The following is a 19727-nucleotide window of genomic DNA, read 5'->3' as shown; positions in this document are numbered from 1 at the left end:
ACGGGGTTTTAGTACGAAGCCTGACCCAGAGTAATCGGACCCGTGAAACCACTGGTATCCGGGTGATCCGCTTCGAGGTACGCCGCCACCGGTGCATTCTCCAGCTGAGCCAATCGATCCAGCAGGAAGCGAGTCGCACCCGGCGCATACGGCAGCTTATACATTGCCGCGGTAGTTGCTTCATCCTCACGGTCCAGAGTGGAGGAACGAATCGACTCAATAGCGGTCACCATGGTGTTACGCTCACGCTCCACGAAGGTGCGGTCCACCGGCTCACCGTTACCGGGCACATACACGCGGTAGCGATCAAATTCGAGCACGGCACCGAGAGTATCAATCCAGCGATCCGGGAAGGAATCCTCGAAGTAGGGGTCGGTACCCTCTTCAATCAGACCGCCCATGAAGAGCACATCTTCAATGCCGACCAGAATGTCACCGTCGGTGTGGCCGGGACCCATGTACATGAGGGTTGCGCTACGCTCACCCAGGTCAATGGGGGTAAAGGTAATACCGTCACCGCTATTGGCGACCAGGCGGTTGGGGACAATAATATCGGTGGCTGCACCCTGGTGGTGCGCCATTTCCGGTTCCAGCGTCTCGACATAGGGACGCTGCGCCTCACCGTATTTACGGATTGCACGCGCGGCGCGAGGATGCGCCCAGAATTCTTCGGTACCCATTGCCGCGAAAACATCGTTGCCGAAGAAACGCTCATAGTGACCGTGAGTGTTTACGACGGTGATAGGAAGGCGCGTGAGACGGCGAACCTCATCATAGATTTCGGTTGCCTGACGGGGACCTGCGCCGGTATCCACGACAAGTGCCCGTTCCAGTCCGAGGACCAGTCCGGTGTTCAGTCGGTAGTTGTCGGTCGCAATACGGTACACGCCGTCTGCGAGTTCAATAGTACGAGCCATAGATACAACCCTACTGTAATTTTTGGCGACTGAGGGGCTATTCGGGCTTCTGGAGAACATATTTTTGCACTATTGCACGCTTCTAAGGGGATGAAAGTGCATCATTCTGCATAATTCAGCCTCTACGGACAGCTGATACGTGATGCTTGACAACCTCCACAGATTGATTAGGAGGGTAGCGCGTTCCTCCTGCTAGTCCAGCGCCGGTTAGGAGCCAGTGAGCAGTCAGTGAGGAGCCCGTGGGAATCTGAGCAGGAACCAGAAATTCGCGCCCTATAGGATAGGAGTATGACTTCTTCCTCTAGCCCTTCCTCTGCTCAGCCTGTAACTCAGCCGTTCCCCAGCGGCACCGGACGCTACGCCCCCTCCCCCTCGGGTGATTTGCACCTGGGTAATTTGCGTACCGCCATTTTGGCATGGGCTATGGCGCGCCGCGGTGGCAAGTCCTTCTATTTGCGTGTGGAGGATTTGGATCGCGTGCGCCCGGGTGCTGCGGAGCGTCAGATTGCTGATTTGGCGGCTCTGGGTTTGGATTGGGAGGCGAGCCCCGGCGCCTCGGCAGAGCGTATTGAGGGTAGCGAAAGCACCGAGGGCAAGGAAGCAGGCGTACTGTATCAGAGCACGCGCCTTGCCGCCTATGAGCAGGCGGTTCAACAGCTACGCGAGGCGGGACTCGTCTACGAGTGTTTCTGTACTCGCCGCGAAATTCAGGAGGCCTCAAGCGCCCCGCACGGTGCACCGGGCGCCTACCCGGGTACTTGCCGCGACCTAAGCGAGGACCAGCGGGAGGAGCGCCGCACCCAGCGTCCGCCGGCTCTGCGCCTGCGCGCCGAGTGCGCGAGCTACACCGTGCAGGATGATTTTTACGGCGCATACACCGGCCTGGTGGATGATTTTGTGCTGGTGCGCAATGACGGAACCTACGCCTACAACCTGACCTCCGTGGTGGATGATGCGTTTGTGGGGGTTGAGCAGATTGTGCGCGGTGATGATCTGCTCCCTTCGGCGCCCCGCCAGTCGTATTTGGCGCAGCTTTTGGGTTTGACGCAGCCGCGTTACGCGCATGTGCCGCTGGCGCTGAACGAGGAGGGCAAGCGCCTGGCGAAGCGTGACGGTGCGGTGACTCTGCCGCAGTTGCGTGAGGCGGGCGTTGAAATCCCTACGATTTTGGGGTGGATTGCCGCATCTATTCCGGTGTATAACGCCGATGGCTCCACCCATTCGGCGGATGTTCCGGTGCCCAATGCGGCAGCGATTTTGGAGCGTTTTGATCCGGCTCGTATGGCTACTGAACCATGGGTTGTGAGGGATCTCTAAGCCTCTGTGACATTGTCGTGTAACAGTTCAACACTCCGAACGGCTTTTAAATTTTTCGTTTAATTCGTTTTAGATGCATATGCCATTGAGCGTTTGCGTTGCTTTTCAACTACATATCTTTCACTCAAGTGCCCGAAACCCTGAAATTCAAGGATTTTTCGGGCACTTTTTCGCACACGCTCCCACAATGACCCACGTGTACGACCATGGATTTTACACAGAAAATACATATTTATTCCATAGATCCTCACCCCTAAGCGTCAAATAGACTTTATTTTCAGTCCTTCAAAGCCTAGACTGTATCCTATGCCACTCATAAAGTTATGGGGTAGCGCATAAATACACACAGGCGCACACTACCACCAGGAGAGAAGGAACATTATGGCCGCGAGTACATACCAGGTCATCGCGCTGGCGATTTATTTTGTTGCCATGATCGCAATCGGCCTATGGGCAAATAGCAAGAACAACAGCCTCGACGACTATGTGCTGGGCGGGCGTCAGCTCTCCCCCACCGTCGCCGCACTCTCAGCGGGCGCCTCCGACATGTCCGGTTGGCTCCTCATGGGTCTGCCCGGCGCCGTCTACCTCAGCGGCCTCTCCCAGGCATGGCTCGCCGTCGGCCTGACCATCGGCGCATGGTGCAACTGGACGTTCGTGGCACCGCGACTGCGTAGCTACACCGAAGTAGCAGGCGACGCAGTGACCGTCCCAGTCTTCCTGAGCAACCGCCTCCATGACACCAAGCGCGTGCTGCGCATCGTCTCCGGTGTCGTGATTCTGGTATTCTTCACCTTCTACGTCTCCTCCGGTATGGTGTCCGGCGGTCTGTTCTTCAAGTCCTCCTTCGGTCAGGAATACCACACCGGTATGCTCCTGTTGGCAGGCATTACCGTGTTCTACACCTTCTTCGGCGGCTTCATGGGCGCGTCCTACACCGACATGGTTCAGGGTCTGCTCATGCTCGCAGCACTGATTGCCGTTCCGGTCGTCACCATCATTGACCTCGGCGGCGTGGGCCCCGTGGTTGAGTCCATCAGCCAGGTACGCCCCGACGCACTGAGCATCTTCGCGGGTACCACCTTCGCCGGTATTGTTTCATCCCTCGCATGGGGTCTGGGCTACTTCGGTCAGCCGCACATTATTGTGCGATTCATGGCAATGCGCACCCCCGCTGACGCCAAGTCCGGCCGCCGCATCGGCATCAGCTGGATGGTCCTGACCGTGTTCGGCGCACTGAGCGGCGCGTTCATGGGTATCGCATACTTTGCACGCCACCCCGAGGCGTCCCTCACCAACCCGGAAACCGCTGAGTCGGTCTTCCTGGACCTCGCCCAGATTCTGTTCCACCCCCTCATTGCGGGCCTAATTCTGGCTGCGGTTCTGGCGGCAATTATGTCCACCCTCTCCTCGCAGCTGATTGTGTGCTCCTCCGCTCTGGTGGAGGACCTCTACGGCATCTTCTCCTCGAAGAAGCTCAGCGCCGGCAAGTCCCTGTGGCTCGGCCGTGCAGGCGTGGCAATCGTGGCGCTGGTCGCCGGTGCCCTGGCATGGAACCCCAACAGCTCCATTCTGCAGCTGGTCGCATTCGCTTGGGCTGGCTTCGGTTCGGCATTCGGCCCGACCGTTCTGCTCTCCCTCTACTGGCGTAAGCTGACCACCCAGGGTGCACTGGCCTCCATGATTACCGGCGCCGTTGTGGCATTCGCATGGGGCCAGAGCCCCATGAAGTCTGTGCTCTACGAAATGGTTCCCGGCTTCGCTTCGGCGCTGCTTGTCGCCATCGTGGTTTCGCTCATGACCTACAAGAAGAACGACGCCATTGACGAAGAGTTCGACCGCGCGGTTGAGCTCGCCAAGGTCAAGTAAAGAGTCTCTTCCCCAAGGCTCGGGCCGCACACACGCGGTCCGAGCCTTGGTCTGTTTATAGGGTCTTAACCTGCCAAGATACAGGTATGAGCGCAAGGACAGAGGCCCTTCCCGCGCATCATATTCTGTTATTGGAATATTATGCCGAGCGTGCTTCGTTCCCCGGCCTCGACGAGCCGCACCGCGGGCACCGTAAAATAGGGTCTATGACTGCACAACTTCCCGAAAAGATCTCGGACATCTTCAACCCCGCCGACTGGCGCGTCGTTGAGGGCTTCGAGGACTTCACCGACATCACCTACCACCGCCAGGTTGAGCGCGACGAAAACGGTGAGATTCTGCGCGATCTGCCTACCGTGCGCATCGCCTTCGACCGCCCCGAGGTGCGCAACGCATTCCGCCCGCACACCGTGGACGAGCTCTACCGCGCCCTCGACCACGCCCGCATGACCTCTAACGTGGGCACCGTACTGCTCACCGGCAACGGCCCCTCCCCCAAGGACGGTGGCTGGGCATTCTGCTCCGGCGGCGACCAGCGCATCCGCGGTCGCGACGGCTACCACTACGCCAGCGGCGACACCGCAGAAAGCATCGACCCGGCACGCGCAGGCCGACTGCACATCCTGGAAGTGCAGCGCCTCATCCGCACCATGCCCAAGGTCGTTATCGCCCTCGTCTCCGGCTGGGCTGCAGGCGGCGGCCACTCCCTGCACGTAGTTGCTGACCTGACCATCGCCTCCGAAGAGTACGGCAAGTTCAAGCAGACCGACGCAACCGTCGGCTCCTTCGACGCAGGCTACGGTTCGGCGCTGCTCGCACGCCAGGTGGGTCAGAAGTTCGCCCGCGAAATCTTCTTCCTCGCCAAGGAATACGACGCACAGCGCATGTACGAAATGGGCGCAGTCAACGACGTCGTTCCCCACGCAGAGCTCGAGAACAAGGGCCTGGAATACGCGGCGCACATTGCTCGCCAGTCCCCGCAGGCAATCCGCATGCTCAAGTACGCCTTCAACCTGCCCGACGACGGCATGCTCGGCCAGCAGGTCTTCGCTGGTGAGGCAACCCGCATGGCATACATGACCGACGAGGCTGTGGAGGGCCGCGACGCGTTCTTGCAGAAGCGTGACCCGGACTGGTCCAACTACCCCTACTACTTCTAAGAGACAGCCCCTTCTACAGAAGTAGTTTCAGATGCATAGGCTCGGAGCCGGATTCAACCCTGAGAACCTCAGCTAAGAATCCGGCTCCGGCGCATTTGATGCCGCACCGGCATATGACACCGGCGCATGACAGCACGCAGCCGCTACAAACAGCCGCTAAGGATTTAGCCATGATGAACACCCCCGTACCCGGGCTCATGCCCTCCCCCGCCCCGCAGGAGGTTGCCCTGCATCCGCAGGCGGTACAGGTGCGTGCCGATCAGCCCGCCGACCCTCACGCCATGCTGGGCGCCTTTGAGCAACTACTGGGCGGGTACGCGGCGGATGCGGGTGCGGCTGCGGAGCCTATCGCGCTGGTGGTGGGCACCTCCGGATCCACCGGAACCCCCAAACGCACCGCGCTGACCGCGCGAGCTCTTGCCGCCAGTGCGGTAGCCACCGAGCGCTTCTTCGGCTCAAACTCCGATGCCGCCTCGCAGTGGCTCCTGGCTCTTCCGGCGCACTATATTGCCGGCGCGCAGGTACTCGCCCGCTCCGTACTCGCCGGTACCGCCCCGGTCATTGCCCGCTCTGTCATTGAGCCCGTGCACTTTAGCCCCGAAGTTTTCCTGCAGGCGGTTGAGCACATGAGCTCGGCACGCCGGTTTATCTCCCTGGTACCCACCCAGCTCCATAAGCTGCTCGAAAGCGCGGACGCCGATCCGCACCTGGGCGCTGAAATTCACGAGGCGCTCGGATCCTTCACTGGCATCCTGCTTGGAGGCGCCCCCGCCAGCGCCGGCCTGCTCGCCGCCTCCACCGCCCTGGGGCTGAACACGGTGACCACCTACGGTAGCGCCGAAACCGCCGGCGGCTGTGTCTACTCCGGCTCTGTTCTGCCCGGCGTGCGGGTTGAGCTCGTACCCGAAGAAGGTATGCCCGCTGTGCCGGATACCGGCGGGAAGCAGGCACAGGTGGGCCGTATTTGGATTAGCGGTGCGCACCTCGCCAGCGGCTACATTGGCGACGCCGCCCGCACCGCCGAGCACTTCTTCACCGCCGCCGACGGCACCCGCTGGTACCGCACCGACGACTACGGGCTGCTGAGCCCTGCAGCAGCTCCCAACAGCAACGAGAACTGTAGCGAGCAGCGCCTGCAGGTGCTCGGTCGTAGCGACGACGTGCTCATCAGCGGAGGCGTAAAAATCTCCGCCCGCGCCGTGGCAACCGTCCTCGAAGAGCACCCCGCCGTACGCGAAGCCTGCGTAGTCGGCCTACCCGATGCCCGCTGGGGCACAGCCATTGCCGCCGCGGTCACGCTCGTACCTTCTGCCGGTGCTACGGCTGCGCCTACCGAGAATCGCCCCGCCCTGAACGAAGAACTCTGCGCCCTGCTGCGTGCCCGCTGCGCCGAAAAGCTCGGTGCCCCCGCCGCACCCAAGCAGCTGAGCATCCTGCCGGATTTCCCGCTCACCAGCACCGGCAAGCCGGACCGCGCAGAAATATACAGTATCCTGGACAGAGACTACCGTCAGGGCTAAAGCAGGCTCATCCGCGGGTTTTCACCCCGTACACGCACCCGCCCGCCCGCCCTGACCGTCACACACAAAACCCACGCATCATACGCACTTAGACCCGGAAGGAACCCCCGTGGCAACTGCCGCCCAATGGATTGAAGGCGCTCGCCTGCGCACCCTGCCGCTCGCCGTTGCCCCCATTATTGCCGGCTCAGCTGCCGCCTACGAGATCAACGAATTCAAGCCGCTCTACGCGTTCTTGGCGTTCCTCGTCGCGTTCTTCCTGCAGGTCGGCGTGAACTACGCCAACGACTACTCCGACGGCATCAAAGGCACCGACGAAGACCGCGTGGGTCCGCTACGCCTCGTCGGTTCCGGCGTGGCAAGCCCCCGCTCCGTCAAGTACGCCGCCTTCGCCTGCTTCGGTCTAGCGATGCTTGCCGGTCTTGCCCTGGTGGCTCTGGCGAACCAGTGGTGGTTCCTGGCGATTGGCGCCTCCAGCGTCTTCGCGGCGTGGGGCTACACCGGCGGCAAGCACCCCTACGGCTACATGGGCCTGGGCGACGTGTTCGTCTTCGTCTACTTTGGTCTGGTTGCGACCCTGGGCACCCTCTACACGCAGGCGCACACCCTGACCCTGCTCGGCTGGGTCGGCGCTATCGGCATTGGTCTGATTTCCTGTGCGCTGCTCATGGCGAATAACGTACGTGACATTCCCACCGACATTGAGGCGGGCAAGCTGACCATGGCGGTCCGCCTGGGCGAACGCTGGTCGCGCATCACCTACATCGTGGAGATGGCGCTGGCACTGGGCCTGGGCGTGCTCCTGCTCGATGAGAACCCCTGGTTCCTGCTGATCTTCCTGCTGGTCGGCCCGACCATCCACTCCTGCGTGACCGTGTGGACGCGCGGCGGCCGCGACCTGATTCCCGTGCTCAAGCAGGCGGGTATTGTGGCACTCGTGTACTCGGTTATTCTTGCCCTCGCCGTGTGGCTGGGCTCGCTGGATATTATTAGCCACGAAGTTCAGGTGTTCACCGGCTACTAAGACCGGCTACTAAGCCGACGTACAAATCTGCACCGGATTGCCGCGCCATTACGCCGTTGGCGGGCACCCGGTTCACAGTTCCGCAATAACGCGGCGGTATGTCATAGTAGTGCTTATGATTCGAGCCATGCTGATAATTGGCGGCGCCGCCCTCATCGTGGGGCTGACCCTCTACACCCTCTTGGACGCCGTCCGCACCCCCGCACACGAGGCGCGAACCCTGCCCAAGTGGCTGTGGGTTCTCGTCACCCTGCTCTTCCCCGTGGTGGGCCCGCTCATGTGGCTTATCCTGGGCCGCCCCAAGGCACAGCCCGCAGCAGGTGCTCCTCGCCCCGGATTCGGTCAGCGACGCGGCACCCCGGCGCCCTCGGTCTCTTCCCCCGACGACGACGAAGAGTACCTGCGCTGGCTCAAAGCAAAAGCAGAACGCGAACGCCGCAGCCGCGAGGCAGAATCGAACGACAAACAGGATTCTGAGCGTAAGGATCCCGAGGACGGCACGCCGAATCAGGGTAACGGGCAGAACTAGTCAGGACAGCTAGGTTTGCAGCTCGTGCGCCCCTCAAGATTTACAGTAAGAGGCTGTGAGCGCATCCGTAACGGATGGGCTCACAGCCTCTTACTATGCTCAAAAACAGCTTCAGGAACTAGCTACCGGATGTTTCAGCTACCGGGCAGCTGAATCACGCCACCGTACAGCGGCGCCGCAGGCTCCGAATACCCCACAAAATGCGGCATCTCATGCTCAAAATCAGTGGTGCTAAACGCCAGAGTCGTAATCGACGCCAGGTTGCACTCACGGGCACGCGGGTCATGCTGCAGCATGCGGCCCTCAACTCCCAGGCGAGTAGTCCAAATCGGCAGCTGGTGCGACACAATAATCGCCTCCGCGCCCTCGCCGCCGTGCTCATAGGCGGTACGCGCCGCATCCTGAACAGCCGCCGCCATACGGCGAATCTGGTCCAGGTACGACTCACCCCAGGAGGGGCGCGCCGGGTTGTACAGCTTCATCCAGTGACGCGGGTTCCTCAGCAGCTCCTGCGCGTTCACGTGCAGACCCTCAAAGTAGTTATCCGCCTCAATGACGCGCTCATCCGGCTGCGCGGTCAGGCCCAGCAGTTCCTCAACCGGGGCGGCAGACTCACGGGTACGCTGCAACGGCGAGCAGACCAGATGCACGAAACGGGCACCGCGCTCAGCACGAGCCGCGAACTCCTCGGCGCTCAGACGCACCATCTGCTGGCCCTTATCGGACAGACGGTAGCCGGGCAGACGGCCGTACACGATACGCTCGGGGTTGTGCACCTCGCCGTGACGCATGAGGTGAACTTTAATGGTGGAAGTTTCAGTCATAATCCCAGTCTCTCAGATAGCGCGCCGCACCCCAAACAAGTGACCCGCACATACCCTCTACAAATACAAAACCCGGCGTACAAAACCTGGCGTACAAAACCCGGCCCGCAAAAACTGTAGGAACGCAAAAACTGCAGAAACGCAAAAACCCCGCCTCTCCATACGGAAGGCGGGGCAAAAGAAGTCTATTTACTTCTTGTTGCGGCGCTGGTGGCGGGTCTTACGAAGCAGCTTGCGGTGCTTCTTCTTGGACATACGCTTGCGGCGCTTCTTGATAACGGAACCCATAGGATTTCCTCACTTTACTCGTACCCGGCCGAGCCATTCGACTCGGTAGCTACCCGGGGATATTTATACCGGTATAACCGATCCAAAACGCATTTTAGGCACAGAAATACCCTTGCGTTTTAGAGCGCTACCTACCTAGAGTACTAGGTTTACCCCCATTTTCACCATTCGAGAGCGGCTTTTCAGGAGTTTTCCCCTGAATTTCCGCTTCTCCCGCAGGCTTATCGAGGGTATTTCCGGGTGAAACCGGGGATTCGGCAGCCCTAACGGCGCTTCTTCTTCGACTTCTTCGAGCCCTTAGCGCGGCCATGAGACAATACCGAACCGGAAGAAGCTACAGCACCCTCAGAAGTGCTCTCCTCAGTCTGGGAGTCGGCCTCTACCGGCTCCTCAGCCGATTCCTGCGCGGGGTCCTCAGCGGGTTCTTCAACCGGCTCTTCTACAGAAGCCTTCTCAGCAGAGCTTTCCGCTGCGGATTCTTCCTCCGCTGCCGCGTGCAACGCCTTCAAACGCTCAGCGCGCTCAGCCTCGGCACGAGCCAGCGCCTCCTCATCAATGACGGGCTGGGGCTCAGGCTGGAGCTCATGCTGGGGCTCGGACTTCGTTTCAGCCTTCAGAGCCTGCTCCTTCACAGCCTGTTCCTTCTCAGGGCTCTCCTGCGCTTCATCAGGCTCGTACACATCCACGCCGAAGAAACGCTTCATCTTCGAGAAGATGCCGCCGCGCTCCTGCACCGGCTCCTCATGCGGAAGCTTCTCGTAGGTGTCGTGAATGGTCGCAGCCGCCTCAAGACGGGTAGGCTCAGCAGGCTGAACGGCGGGCGCCTCCTGGCGTGCAGGGGCACGCAGAACATTCTCAGCCGACTCAGTCTCCGCAGGAGCCGCAGCAGTCACAACAGCCGCAGGATGCACGGTACGGGCAGGCGCAGTCAGCACCTTGCTACGATCCACCGGCTTAATAATGGTCGCACGCACCGGAGAAATAATCTGGCCGCTACGACGACGCGGAGCCGCCGTAGAAGCACGCAGAACCTTCGCGGGACCCTCAGCCTCTTCCTGCGCGTACGCGGCAGGGACGCTCGGCAGATGACCGCTGGGAGTCTGCGAGCTGAGAGCCTGGGAGGCGGGTGCAGCCTGCGCTACCGGGGCGCTGCGGCGCGGGGTGCCGAAGCTCAGCGGCACATCCGGGCTCGCAGAATGAGCGGCAGGCTGTGCGGGGGTTGCGGAAGCCGCAACAGGTGCGGGCTGAGACGCAGCGGGAATCGTACGTTCTGCCTTGTCAGAAGCAGAAATATCCGCACCAGTTGTAGTATCAGCAGAGGTATCAGTCAGCCCGAAGGAAATCTCAGACCCCGCCTCATCACCGTGGGCAACCTCGGGTTCAGACTGCGCAGACACCGCAGCAGAAACCGGAGCAGGAACCTGAACCGGCTCAACCGGCGCCGCAACAGGAGCATCCGCAGCAGGAAGTGCCCCCACATCAGCGAAGGACGGGTCATCCTGCATCAAATCATCAAAGTCATCAGCGGCAAACTCATCCACATCAACCGGCGCGAACTCAGAAGCAATCGGCTCACCCGGCAGACCGTTCGCAGAGGTCGCTTCCTGCTCCAGGTCAATACCGGCATCGGAATACATGCCGCGCAGCTGACCAATCACCATGGCACGAGCCGTCGCCGAATCGCCAGCCTTCAGCGCCTCCGCAATAGCGCGGCTCTCAGCACGCAGACGCTCCACAGCGCTACTCCACAGCGGCATACGGCCCACCAGCGACAGCATCGACTCAAAGCTCGGCTGACGCACCGACGCGAGCAGACCCACCAGCAGCTCATTACCGGCGCAACGCATCACCTGGTGGTGGAAAGTCAGCAGAAGCTCGAGGAAATCACGAATCGACAGGTCGAAATCTTCCATCTGCTCCAGGACCTCGTCCATCTCCGCGAAGGAGGTGGTCTTCGGGTCAATACGCGCAATCGCCCAGCTTTCCAGCAGAATACGGGTCTGCACCAGGTCACGAGTCGGGTAACGCGAGCTGGACATGTGCAGGCGCAGAGCAGCGCTGGCGGCAGCGGCAGGCTCATCGCTCAGGTGCACCAGCATTTCCTTGCCGCGGCCGTTGTACAGCTGCACCAAATCCATATCTTCCAGGGTGCGTAGAGCCTCGCGGGTGCGGGAACGACTCACACCAATAGCGCGCGCAATTTCGCTATCGCTGGGCAGGTCCTGACCCAGCTGAATGTTGCCCTCGAACAGTTCGTTCTCGAGCCAGCGCAGAATTTTACGATGAATAGCCACGTGAATGCGTCTTTCGGTCAAAAAGTGAGTGAGAGTGTGTGTTTTATACAGAGTTGTGCCGGAGGTTGAACGGCAGAGAGTCAGGGCGTGCCTTAGCGGCGGCGGCCACGCAGGAAGCCGAAGAGGCCACCACGGTGGTTGTCCTTCGCCTCGGTGTTGGTCGTCTCAGCGTTGGGGCGGTACACAGAATCGTAGGCGGGCATAGTCTGATACTCGGGCTCCTCAGCGGAGGTTTCAGCCTTAGTAGGCTCACCCTCAGCGAGCTCATCATTAGCAGGCTCGCCCTTAGCGAGCTCATCCTTTTCAGTAGCTTCTGCGGGCGAAGCTACTTCCTCAGCAGATTCAGCCTTCACCGGCTCTTCTGCCGCGGCTTCATCCACTACGTTCTTCTCAATCACAGACTTTTCAGCTGCAGAATCCTCAGATGCAGATTCCTCAGCTGCAAATTCCTTGCCGGTTGTTTCTTCCGTGACAGATTCAGCGGTTGCAACAGGCTTCTCAACAGCAACCTTTTCGTCGGCGACCTTTTCAAGCACAACAGCCTCGGGGATTACAGCGATAGGCTGAATCGAACCACCCACAACCGCAGCGGGGTCGGTACCATAAGACACCACAGCCGCAGGCTGAGGGAATACCACCGGCTTATGCGCTACGACAGGCTTAGCCTCAGTGGTCTTGGCGGTCTCAGCGGGCTTCACCTCAGCAGGTGCCGCAGGGGTAGCGGGCTGAGCGGGGGATGCCGACGCCGCGGGGGTCACCCCAGCATCGTAACCGTAGGATGCGGGAGTGAAGGGGCGCATCGGGGTGCTATCCGCTACCTCTTCCTGCGAGGTGGGCTCAGCAGCTCCTGCCTTCTCAGTGACAGGTTCGGAAGCGGCACTATCAGCAGCATGCTCCGCCGGGCGCGAGTAAATGCGCACGCTGGGGGTCAGGTGCTGTGCGCGGGCGCGCTGAATGCGAGCCTGCTCGATTTCCTCGGGGGTGGGCGCCTCAACGACGAAAGTCTCAGAGTCGGTCGCCTCGGTCTTCTCCGCGGTTGCGTTCTTCTCGGATGCAGCCGGCGCAGTTGCAGCGGGTGCAAGCTTCTGAGCGGGTTCTTCGGCTGCGGGCTTCTGAGCGCTCTTTTCAGAGGTCTTCTCGACCGGCTTCTGCCCAGCCTTCTCGACTGCGTTCTCAGCTGCAATCCTCTCAGCCATCGTCTTGTCGGAGGCAGATGCAGTCACGCCACCGGGCAGTGCCACGGGTACGTGCGCCTCATTGGACTGGCGCGCAATCTGAACGGTCTCGTTAATCCACTCGGTCACAGTGGCGAATACATCCGGGTTCAGGGAGTAGAGGCGACGCTGCCCCTCCACGGTCACGGAGACCACATCTGCATCGCGAAGGACTTTCAGGTGCTTCGAAATGGTCGGCTGGCTCATGCCCAGCTTTTCAACCACTGCACCCACCGTGTGGGTTTGCTCAGCGAGAATACGCACAATTCGGCGGCGAGTCGGATCCGCGATGACAGAAAAAACATCAGAATGCATATAGCGATTATGACATATAAAGTGACGCCTCAAGCTTAGAATGAGGCTGATACGGAAATTACCTTCAAAAATTCTGAAAGACCGCTGAATGCTACCTCAATATGAAGCACTGAAGGGGAGAAAAGCATGAAGTGCCTATCACATCTCGTGGAGATTTCCTGTATCTCATCCTAGGCATATGCGAGCCACCCAGACCCTCAATACTTATATAGCTAATTCAGAATATATAGTTTTCGTGGTTCCACCCACAAAACCAACCGCACGCCTTCTCCAAGCTCACATATTTACCCCCAAACCACCAGAGCCTCAACCCCCTCAGTAGGCACCCGGCGCGATACACTAGAAGGCGTCAAAACAGGCACATATCCGCCACCCAACACACCAACACCCAGACCAGCTGAAGGAGGCGCATGGGACGCATCATCCGCCGCACCCGGCGCCGACACCACCACCCCCAGGGTCAGCTCAACCGCCGCTGGGACACCCTCAGCGGCACCACATCCGTACCTCAAAAGCAGCAGGTTCACCGTAGCCGACGCGACCGCCTCGAGGCCGAAAACCTTAGCATCCTCACGAGCGTGCCCGGTATTGACCTCGATCGTCTGCTCACCCTACGCGACCACGTGAGCGAAACCTCCGAGGTTCAGCGTAAGCGCGCCCCCATGGGGTTCAATCTGCAGACCCTCGAACGGTTCCGTGACTTTATTGACGTGACCGTTCTTGCCTCGCCTTCGCGCACCGCAATCACTGCGTTTCTGCTGGTCATCATCTTCTTTACGCTCACCTTGCTACTGCCCATCTCCTCCAATGATGGGCAGCCCGCGCCTTTCCACCACGCATTTTTTACCTCTACCAGCGCGGTGACCGTGACCGGCCTGACTACCGTCTCCACCGCCGAGCAGTGGTCCACCTTCGGTCAGGCAATGATTCTTGTGGCTTGTCAGGTCGGTGGTTTGGGTACTCTGACCATTACCTCCCTGCTGGCGCTGGCTATCGGCCGTAAGATGGGTCTGCGCACCAAACTCATCGCACAGGAAGACCTGAACATCAGCCGTCTTGGCGAGGTCGGTGGCATCATCAAGAGCGTCTCCTATGCTTCATTCTCCATCGAGGCAATCATTGCGCTTGTGCTGATTCCTCGTTTCCTGACCCTCGGCGAAGACCCGTTCCAGGCGATCTGGCACAGCATTTTCTACTCCATCTCAGCCTTCAACAATGCAGGCTTCACCCCGCACTCCGACGGCATCGTGCCTTACGGTCATGACCTTTTCCTGCTCGTGCCCATCTGCATTGCCGTGTTCTTGGGCTCGCTCGGTTTCCCTGTTTTCATTGCGATTCAGCATCACCCTTTCCGCCCCCGCCACTGGTCGCTCACCGCGAAGCTGACCACCGTGACGACCCTGTTTTTCTTTGCTTTTGGCGCGTTCTTCTGGGGTCTCTTCGAGTGGAACAACCCCGCCACCATCGGCGACTACTCCGCAGGCGACAAGGTTCTGAACGCCATCTTTGCCTCCGTCATGATGCGTTCGGGCGGCTTCAATCTGGTCGACATGAGCAGCATTACCCCCGTCTCCACGCTGCTGACGGATACGCTCATGTTCATTGGTGGCGGCTCCGGCTCGACCGCAGGCGGCGTGAAGGTCACCACCATCGCCGTGATTGCCCTATCGATTCTTGCCGAGGCGCGAGGTGACCAGAAGGTCGTAGCGTTCAATCGCACCATCCCCGAATCCTCTCTGCGCATTGCCATCTCTGTGATCGTTATGGGTGCTACCGTGGTAGGTGTTGGCACCGCATCGATTCTCATCATTAGCGGCGCAGATCTCAAAGAAGTCATCTTCGAGGTCATCTCTGCCTTCGCGACCTGCGGCCTCTCAAACGGCCTCTCCGCGAGCCTACCTCCGGCAGGCGTGTACGTGCTCAGTGTGCTCATGCTCATTGGTCGTGTGGGTACAACAACCGCCGCAACCGGCCTGGCGATGCGTTCACACCGCCGCCTCTACAAGTTCCCCGAAGAAAGGCCCACCATTGGCTAGTGCACATAACGCCCCCGTCCTCGTCATCGGCCTGGGACGCTTCGGTTCGGCTGTGGCTGCCCAGTTGCGCCTGCAGAATAAAGAGGTTCTCGCCATCGAGAAGGACCCCGAGCTGGTGCAGAAGTGGTCCGGCGTGCTGACGCACGTGGTCTCCGCCGATGCGACCGATATCGACACCCTGCATCAGTTGGGTGCGGACGATTTCGGTTCCGCCGTGGTGGGCGTGGGCACCTCCGTGGAGGCGTCCGTGCTGATTACCGCGAACCTCGTGGACATTGGTGTGGAGCGTATCTGGGCGAAGGCTATTACCCCCGCGCACGGCAAGATTCTGGAGCGTATTGGCGCGCACCACGTGGTCTACCCGGAGGCGGACGCTGGCCGCCGCGCCGCGCACCTCGTCTCGGGTCGACTGCTGGACTACATTGAGTTTGATGACGACTTCGCGATTGCGAAGATGCGCCCACCGAAGGAAACCCACGGCTTCACCCTCGCCGAGTCGGATATCCGCTCCAAGTACGGCGTGTCCGTGGTTGGTATTAAGTCCCCCGGTGAGGACTTCACCTACGCGGACGCGACTACCCGCATTCACTCGCGCGACATTCTGATCGTGTCCGGTCAGGTGGATTTGATTGAGCGTTTCGCGGCGCGCCCCTAAGCGTATTTTTCCTCGCTGCCTTGAGGAGCCCGCGTTTGAGTAGCCCGCGATGAGACATAGAAAAACAGCCTCTTCCCGTTCTGCCGGGAGGAGGCTGTTTTTCTGTAGTTTTACCCAGTCAGAGGAATGGTACCGGACGGTGTTAGTCCCCGCTAGTAATTCCCGCTGATTAGTCCTCGTCAGCGGTGTACAGCTGGCTCATTTCCGCCGAACGTGCCGCACAGGCGCGCATCGCGTCCTCGGTCAGCTGGAAGAGGCCACCGTCCACGAAGGTGTTCAGTGCACGCTCGGTGGTGCCGTTCGGGCTGGTCACGGCGCGGCGCAGGGCGGGCGCATCCGGGTTGGCGTCGAGCAGGAAGCCCGCACCGGCAACGGTTGCGCTGGCAAGCTTGAGGGCGGTGTCTGCGTCCAGGCCGAGCTTCTCACCGGCGGCTGCCATCGCCTCCGCAAGCAGGAACGCGTATGCCGGGCCGGAACCGGAGACGGCGGTGACCGCGTCCATCTGATCTTCGCGGACCTCAACAACCAAGCCGACGGTGCCCAAGACCTCTTCGACGAGCTTCTTCTGCTCGTCCTTCACGGTGTCGGTGGTGGAGATGGCGAGCACGCCCTTGCCCACGGAAGAGGGGGTGTTCGGCATACAGCGAACAATGGGCTGACCTGCGGGAAGGCACTCGGCGAGGGTTTCGAGGGTCACGCCAGCAGCAACGGACACCACAACAGCGTTCGGTGCGAGTGCGGGTGCGATATCGCGGGCAAGCTCAACGATGCCGTAGGGCTTCACGCCGAGCAGAACGACGTCTGCGTGGGCGGTTGCCTTGTGGTTGCCGTCAGCTTCGCCGCCGGTGGTGATGATTTCTACCTTGTCGCCGAGGCGCTGGGCGAGGGCGGCGCGAGATTCTTCGCTACGCACGGTAGCGCGGATGTGGGCGGGGTCGTGGCCTGCAGCGAGCAGACCTGCGGCGATGGAGCCGTTCATGGAGCCGGTGCCGAGAAAAGCGATAGTTGCGGTCATCGTTGATCCTTCCTAATGGGGTGCCTGCGCCGGGTGCCGGCAGGCGTGCCGCCGGTGTATTCCGGGGGCTACTGTTCGGTGCGCGGCGGGCGCGTGGAGGCGTACCCTTCCAGCATAGCGGGTGCGGCTACGGGCATGTGACCTGGCTCTGTTTCTTCCGCGTTTTCTGGGGCGGCAGCTTCACCTCAGGCTCCGCGACCCAATGCGCAGGGTTCCGCTTCTCACGTTCTGGCATGCCGGGGAGAGCGTAATTCTGCGGGTGTAGAATGAAAACAGCTTCACCCGCGGCAGTTTGTGCCGGGCATGAAGCCTCCAACACCACACAGCACGCAACACACAAACCCCTTTTTCTATGTCTTCTCATACTGGTTCTTCCTCGAATTCTTTCCCGAATAGCCCGCAGAATCCTGCGGGTTTCCGTTCTTTTTCGTTTCGCCTCCTGCTGGGGCTGACCCTTGCCGCGCTGGTCACGGGCGTGTTCAGCGGCTTGGGCGCGATTGCTCTGCATTATGTTCTGGACTTTATGCAGGAGCTAACTTTCGGTCAGTCTGAGGGGCATCACCCAATGGTGACTGACGGCGCCGATCCGGCGCGTCGTGCCCTGGTTTTGGCGGCGCTGGGCCCGTTTGTGGCGCTGGTGTGGTACTACCTGCAGTCCGGTGGGCGGCGTGTGGTCGGCGTGAAGTCGCAGATTGCCGGTGCTACCGAGGAGGACCGCACCCCGTCGCTGTGGCGGCAGATTTCGCATTCGGTGATTCAGATTGTTGCGGTGGGTGCGGGCTCTCCTGTGGGTAAGGAGGTCGCGCCTCGTGAGCTGGGTGCTTTGGCGGCTGGCCGTACCTCGAATCTGCTGGAGCGTCTTGGTTTTGTGGGCGCTGACGGTGCCGCGCTGTTGGGTGTTCGTGAGCGTAGTCTGCTGGTGGCGGCGGGTGCGGCGTCTGGTTTGGCGGCGGTGTATCAGGTGCCGATTGGTGGCCTGGTGTACCTTGTGGAGGCGATGGCTGTTGGTTTGAGCCTGCGGTCGCTGTATGTGGGTGCGGTGACGGTGTGGACGGCTACGGTCACGGCGAATCTGGTGATCGTCAATGAGCCGACGTACCCGGTGCCGCAGCTTCCGTTGGATGCGACGACGCTGACGGTGGCGGCGCTGACGGGTGTGGTGTTGACTCCGTTGGCGTTGGGTTTTAGGGCGTTGTCGCAGCGTGCGGAGAAGTTGAAGGCGAAGGATCGTTCTCTTCTGTGGCGTATTCCTGTGGCGTTTGCGCTGGTCGCGGTGGTTTCGTTGTGGCTTCCGGAGATTCTGGGTAATGGTCGTCTGCTGACTCAGCACACGTTTAATGTGTCGTTGGATACGGCGGCGGGCGGTTTGACCGCGGCAGCGGTGGGGTACGTGTTGGCGTTGGCTGTTGCGAAGGCTGCCGTGGTGCTGCTGAGTCTGCGTTTCGGTTCTTATGGCGGTACGTTGACGCCGGGTTTGGCGTTGGGTGCGGCGGCTGCGTTTTGTGTGGCGGCGCTGGTGCTGTGGGCGTTCCCGGGTTTGGGCGGGGTGCCGGGTGGCGCGTCGATGGTGTTGTATGCGGCGGCGTTGACGGGTACGGCGGCGTTTTTGGGCGTGTCGATGAATGCGCCGCTGTCTGCGCTGACTCTGTTGATTGGTTTTACGGGTCAGGGTGCGAGTGCGTGGCTGCCGATGGCGGTTGCGGTGGGCACGGCGGTGCTGACGCGCTGGGCGTGGATGAGGGCGTTCGGCACTAAGAAGTAGCTTTCAGAAATAGGGGCGGCCCCGGATGCGTGTGTGCATCCGGGGCCGCTCTGTTTTGCCGTGCCGAAGAATTGCCTTACTTTTGTTTTGACGGCTTTGAAAGGAATAGCAGATAGATTCCGAAGATGAGCTTAATCGCCGCGTCGATATATGCAATTACCTCTAACGGGATGTTGGTAAAAATATATCCCGCAAACACGTTAATGGCACAGATAAGACCCAGGTATATCATTGACTTTCCATGCACAAAATAGTACGGGAAGAAATGCAGTGCGGTTGCCATCAGCGCTCCCAGCCAAATCAGCCTCCAATTTTCAGTTGCGAAGAATGGGCCGCCCAGCAAAATCATCAAGACAAATAATAGAATAACGGCACGTGAAGATACTTTCTTTTGAAATTCACTTGAAGGACCGTCGGATAGTCTATTCAACACCTTTTTATTCATGTTGATCGAGAAAAAGCTAATAACGTAGCCAATGCTGAATACTTGCATGTTTATTATTTGCTTTCCTCCAACCAAGGTAGCTATTGCTATAACTGCCGCCACCACAATTAGCCACAGACCGCAGGCCCTCTTATAGTTAAATTCTAACTTTTCATCTTTGATATAGTTTAGAAAAGTCATCGATACCTCCAATAGCATCTCATAGAGTCACTTCTCTTGTTACGTCACTAAATTTTAATATGAAAAAATTCTGCAATATATCAATATAATCCAGCCCTTCTGACTATTAATTACATCTCCTATGATTATATCAAAATGGCAATAGAGAATTCGTCAAAAAAGCGAAAGAGGCGGCCCCGGATGCGTGTGCGTCCGGGGCCGCCTGCTTTTTAGACAGAGGTTTTCGATAGGTTAGTGTCTTCGCCGCGAGTCTTTAACCCGCAGTGAAGACACTAACCTATCGACGAAAAGGCAAGGCATAACCCAATAACCAGCTCTCACCTACCTGGCACAGCCGGAGATTCGGTCATGGGTTACGGATTT

Annotated in this window: 16 protein-coding genes; 9 read left to right on the top strand and 7 right to left on the bottom strand. The window is 59.9% G+C overall.

From position 1 onward, the window contains the following. Nucleotides 1-8: 8 nt before the first annotated feature. Nucleotides 9-917: an MBL fold metallo-hydrolase gene (locus HMPREF2894_RS01395; RefSeq protein ID WP_070593770.1), complete on the bottom strand. Its 909-nt coding sequence runs from the start codon at nt 915-917 to the stop codon at nt 9-11. A gap of 288 nt (nt 918-1205) precedes the next feature. Here HMPREF2894_RS01395 and gluQRS point away from each other — a divergent pair, with 288 nt between their 5' ends. The 6 genes from gluQRS (at nt 1206) to HMPREF2894_RS01365 (ending at nt 8336) form a co-directional block, all read left to right on the top strand. Then, complete coding sequence (gene gluQRS, locus HMPREF2894_RS01390; RefSeq protein WP_070677532.1) at nt 1206-2234, top strand: tRNA glutamyl-Q(34) synthetase GluQRS; 1029 nt, start codon at nt 1206-1208, stop codon at nt 2232-2234. Between the two features lie 381 nt (nt 2235-2615). After that, complete coding sequence (gene putP / locus HMPREF2894_RS01385; RefSeq protein WP_049341036.1) at nt 2616-4103, top strand: sodium/proline symporter PutP; 1488 nt, start codon at nt 2616-2618, stop codon at nt 4101-4103. A gap of 206 nt (nt 4104-4309) precedes the next feature. Then, entirely contained in the window at nt 4310-5263 is a 954-nt protein-coding gene (locus tag HMPREF2894_RS01380) for a 1,4-dihydroxy-2-naphthoyl-CoA synthase (protein WP_049341035.1), read from the top strand. Between the two features lie 170 nt (nt 5264-5433). Next, the gene (locus HMPREF2894_RS01375) at nt 5434-6783 is read left to right on the top strand and encodes an AMP-binding protein (RefSeq protein ID WP_070677530.1); all 1350 of its coding nucleotides are present in this window, start codon (nt 5434-5436) and stop codon (nt 6781-6783) included. A 109-nt stretch (nt 6784-6892) separates the two neighbouring features. After that, entirely contained in the window at nt 6893-7807 is a 915-nt protein-coding gene (locus HMPREF2894_RS01370) for a 1,4-dihydroxy-2-naphthoate polyprenyltransferase (RefSeq protein WP_005504756.1), read from the top strand. Between the two features lie 115 nt (nt 7808-7922). Continuing rightward, nucleotides 7923-8336 (top strand): PLD nuclease N-terminal domain-containing protein, encoded by a 414-nt coding sequence (locus HMPREF2894_RS01365; protein WP_049351880.1) that lies wholly within the window; start codon nt 7923-7925, stop codon nt 8334-8336. Nucleotides 8337-8470: 134 nt separating this feature from the next. Here the strand turns inward: HMPREF2894_RS01365 and HMPREF2894_RS01360 are convergent, their stop codons facing one another. The 4 genes from HMPREF2894_RS01360 to HMPREF2894_RS01350 form a co-directional block, all read right to left on the bottom strand. Continuing rightward, nucleotides 8471-9160 (bottom strand): histidine phosphatase family protein, encoded by a 690-nt coding sequence (locus HMPREF2894_RS01360; protein ID WP_070604042.1) that lies wholly within the window; start codon nt 9158-9160, stop codon nt 8471-8473. A 189-nt stretch (nt 9161-9349) separates the two neighbouring features. Continuing rightward, nucleotides 9350-9448 (bottom strand): 30S ribosomal protein bS22, encoded by a 99-nt coding sequence (locus HMPREF2894_RS08895; protein WP_005504750.1) that lies wholly within the window; start codon nt 9446-9448, stop codon nt 9350-9352. A gap of 263 nt (nt 9449-9711) precedes the next feature. Beyond that, the gene (locus HMPREF2894_RS01355) at nt 9712-11742 is read right to left on the bottom strand and encodes an FCD domain-containing protein (protein ID WP_070677528.1); all 2031 of its coding nucleotides are present in this window, start codon (nt 11740-11742) and stop codon (nt 9712-9714) included. Between the two features lie 92 nt (nt 11743-11834). Beyond that, nucleotides 11835-13271: an ArsR/SmtB family transcription factor gene (locus tag HMPREF2894_RS01350; RefSeq protein ID WP_070677526.1), complete on the bottom strand. Its 1437-nt coding sequence runs from the start codon at nt 13269-13271 to the stop codon at nt 11835-11837. Between the two features lie 410 nt (nt 13272-13681). Between HMPREF2894_RS01350 and HMPREF2894_RS01345 the strand changes: the two genes are divergently transcribed. After that, nucleotides 13682-15307 carry a TrkH family potassium uptake protein gene (locus HMPREF2894_RS01345; protein WP_070677524.1) on the top strand — a complete coding sequence of 542 codons (1626 nt, stop codon included), beginning with the start codon at nt 13682-13684 and terminating at the stop codon, nt 15305-15307. Next, entirely contained in the window at nt 15300-15962 is a 663-nt protein-coding gene (locus HMPREF2894_RS01340) for a potassium channel family protein (RefSeq protein WP_005504725.1), read from the top strand. The genes HMPREF2894_RS01345 and HMPREF2894_RS01340 overlap by 8 nt, the downstream gene beginning before the upstream one ends. A gap of 169 nt (nt 15963-16131) precedes the next feature. Here HMPREF2894_RS01340 and proC read toward each other — a convergent pair whose 3' ends face one another. Then, nucleotides 16132-16977: a pyrroline-5-carboxylate reductase gene (proC, locus tag HMPREF2894_RS01335; protein ID WP_070677522.1), complete on the bottom strand. Its 846-nt coding sequence runs from the start codon at nt 16975-16977 to the stop codon at nt 16132-16134. Between the two features lie 352 nt (nt 16978-17329). Between proC and HMPREF2894_RS01330 the strand changes: the two genes are divergently transcribed. After that, nucleotides 17330-18739 (top strand): chloride channel protein, encoded by a 1410-nt coding sequence (locus HMPREF2894_RS01330; RefSeq protein ID WP_070677521.1) that lies wholly within the window; start codon nt 17330-17332, stop codon nt 18737-18739. Between the two features lie 76 nt (nt 18740-18815). On the opposite strand, the gene HMPREF2894_RS09170 is transcribed toward HMPREF2894_RS01330, so the two are convergent. Next, nucleotides 18816-19364 carry a DUF6609 family protein gene (locus HMPREF2894_RS09170; RefSeq protein WP_070677638.1) on the bottom strand — a complete coding sequence of 183 codons (549 nt, stop codon included), beginning with the start codon at nt 19362-19364 and terminating at the stop codon, nt 18816-18818. Nucleotides 19365-19727 lie beyond the last annotated feature (363 nt).

The sequence above is a fragment of the Rothia sp. HMSC066G02 genome, assembly GCF_001813145.1.
Taxonomy (GTDB): Bacteria; Actinomycetota; Actinomycetes; order Actinomycetales; family Micrococcaceae; genus Rothia.
Note: the sequence above shows the minus strand (reverse complement) of the source record. Positions and strands in the feature narration are given on the sequence as shown.

What these genes read in the sequence shown, in the direction of transcription:
- HMPREF2894_RS01330 (WP_070677521.1), top strand. Translation starts at nt 17,330, where the DNA reads ATGTCTTCTCATACTGGTTCTTCCTCGAATTCTTTCCCGAATAGCCCG.
- HMPREF2894_RS01380 (WP_049341035.1), top strand. Translation starts at nt 4,310, where the DNA reads ATGACTGCACAACTTCCCGAAAAGATCTCGGACATCTTCAACCCCGCC.
- HMPREF2894_RS01395 (WP_070593770.1), bottom strand. Translation starts at nt 917, where the DNA reads ATGGCTCGTACTATTGAACTCGCAGACGGCGTGTACCGTATTGCGACC.
- HMPREF2894_RS08895 (WP_005504750.1), bottom strand. Translation starts at nt 9,448, where the DNA reads ATGGGTTCCGTTATCAAGAAGCGCCGCAAGCGTATGTCCAAGAAGAAG.
- gluQRS (WP_070677532.1), top strand. Translation starts at nt 1,206, where the DNA reads ATGACTTCTTCCTCTAGCCCTTCCTCTGCTCAGCCTGTAACTCAGCCG.
- putP (WP_049341036.1), top strand. Translation starts at nt 2,616, where the DNA reads ATGGCCGCGAGTACATACCAGGTCATCGCGCTGGCGATTTATTTTGTT.
- HMPREF2894_RS01360 (WP_070604042.1), bottom strand. Translation starts at nt 9,160, where the DNA reads ATGACTGAAACTTCCACCATTAAAGTTCACCTCATGCGTCACGGCGAG.
- HMPREF2894_RS01350 (WP_070677526.1), bottom strand. Translation starts at nt 13,271, where the DNA reads ATGCATTCTGATGTTTTTTCTGTCATCGCGGATCCGACTCGCCGCCGA.
- HMPREF2894_RS01365 (WP_049351880.1), top strand. Translation starts at nt 7,923, where the DNA reads ATGATTCGAGCCATGCTGATAATTGGCGGCGCCGCCCTCATCGTGGGG.
- HMPREF2894_RS01375 (WP_070677530.1), top strand. Translation starts at nt 5,434, where the DNA reads ATGATGAACACCCCCGTACCCGGGCTCATGCCCTCCCCCGCCCCGCAG.
- proC (WP_070677522.1), bottom strand. Translation starts at nt 16,977, where the DNA reads ATGACCGCAACTATCGCTTTTCTCGGCACCGGCTCCATGAACGGCTCC.
- HMPREF2894_RS09170 (WP_070677638.1), bottom strand. Translation starts at nt 19,364, where the DNA reads ATGACTTTTCTAAACTATATCAAAGATGAAAAGTTAGAATTTAACTAT.
- HMPREF2894_RS01345 (WP_070677524.1), top strand. Translation starts at nt 13,682, where the DNA reads ATGGGACGCATCATCCGCCGCACCCGGCGCCGACACCACCACCCCCAG.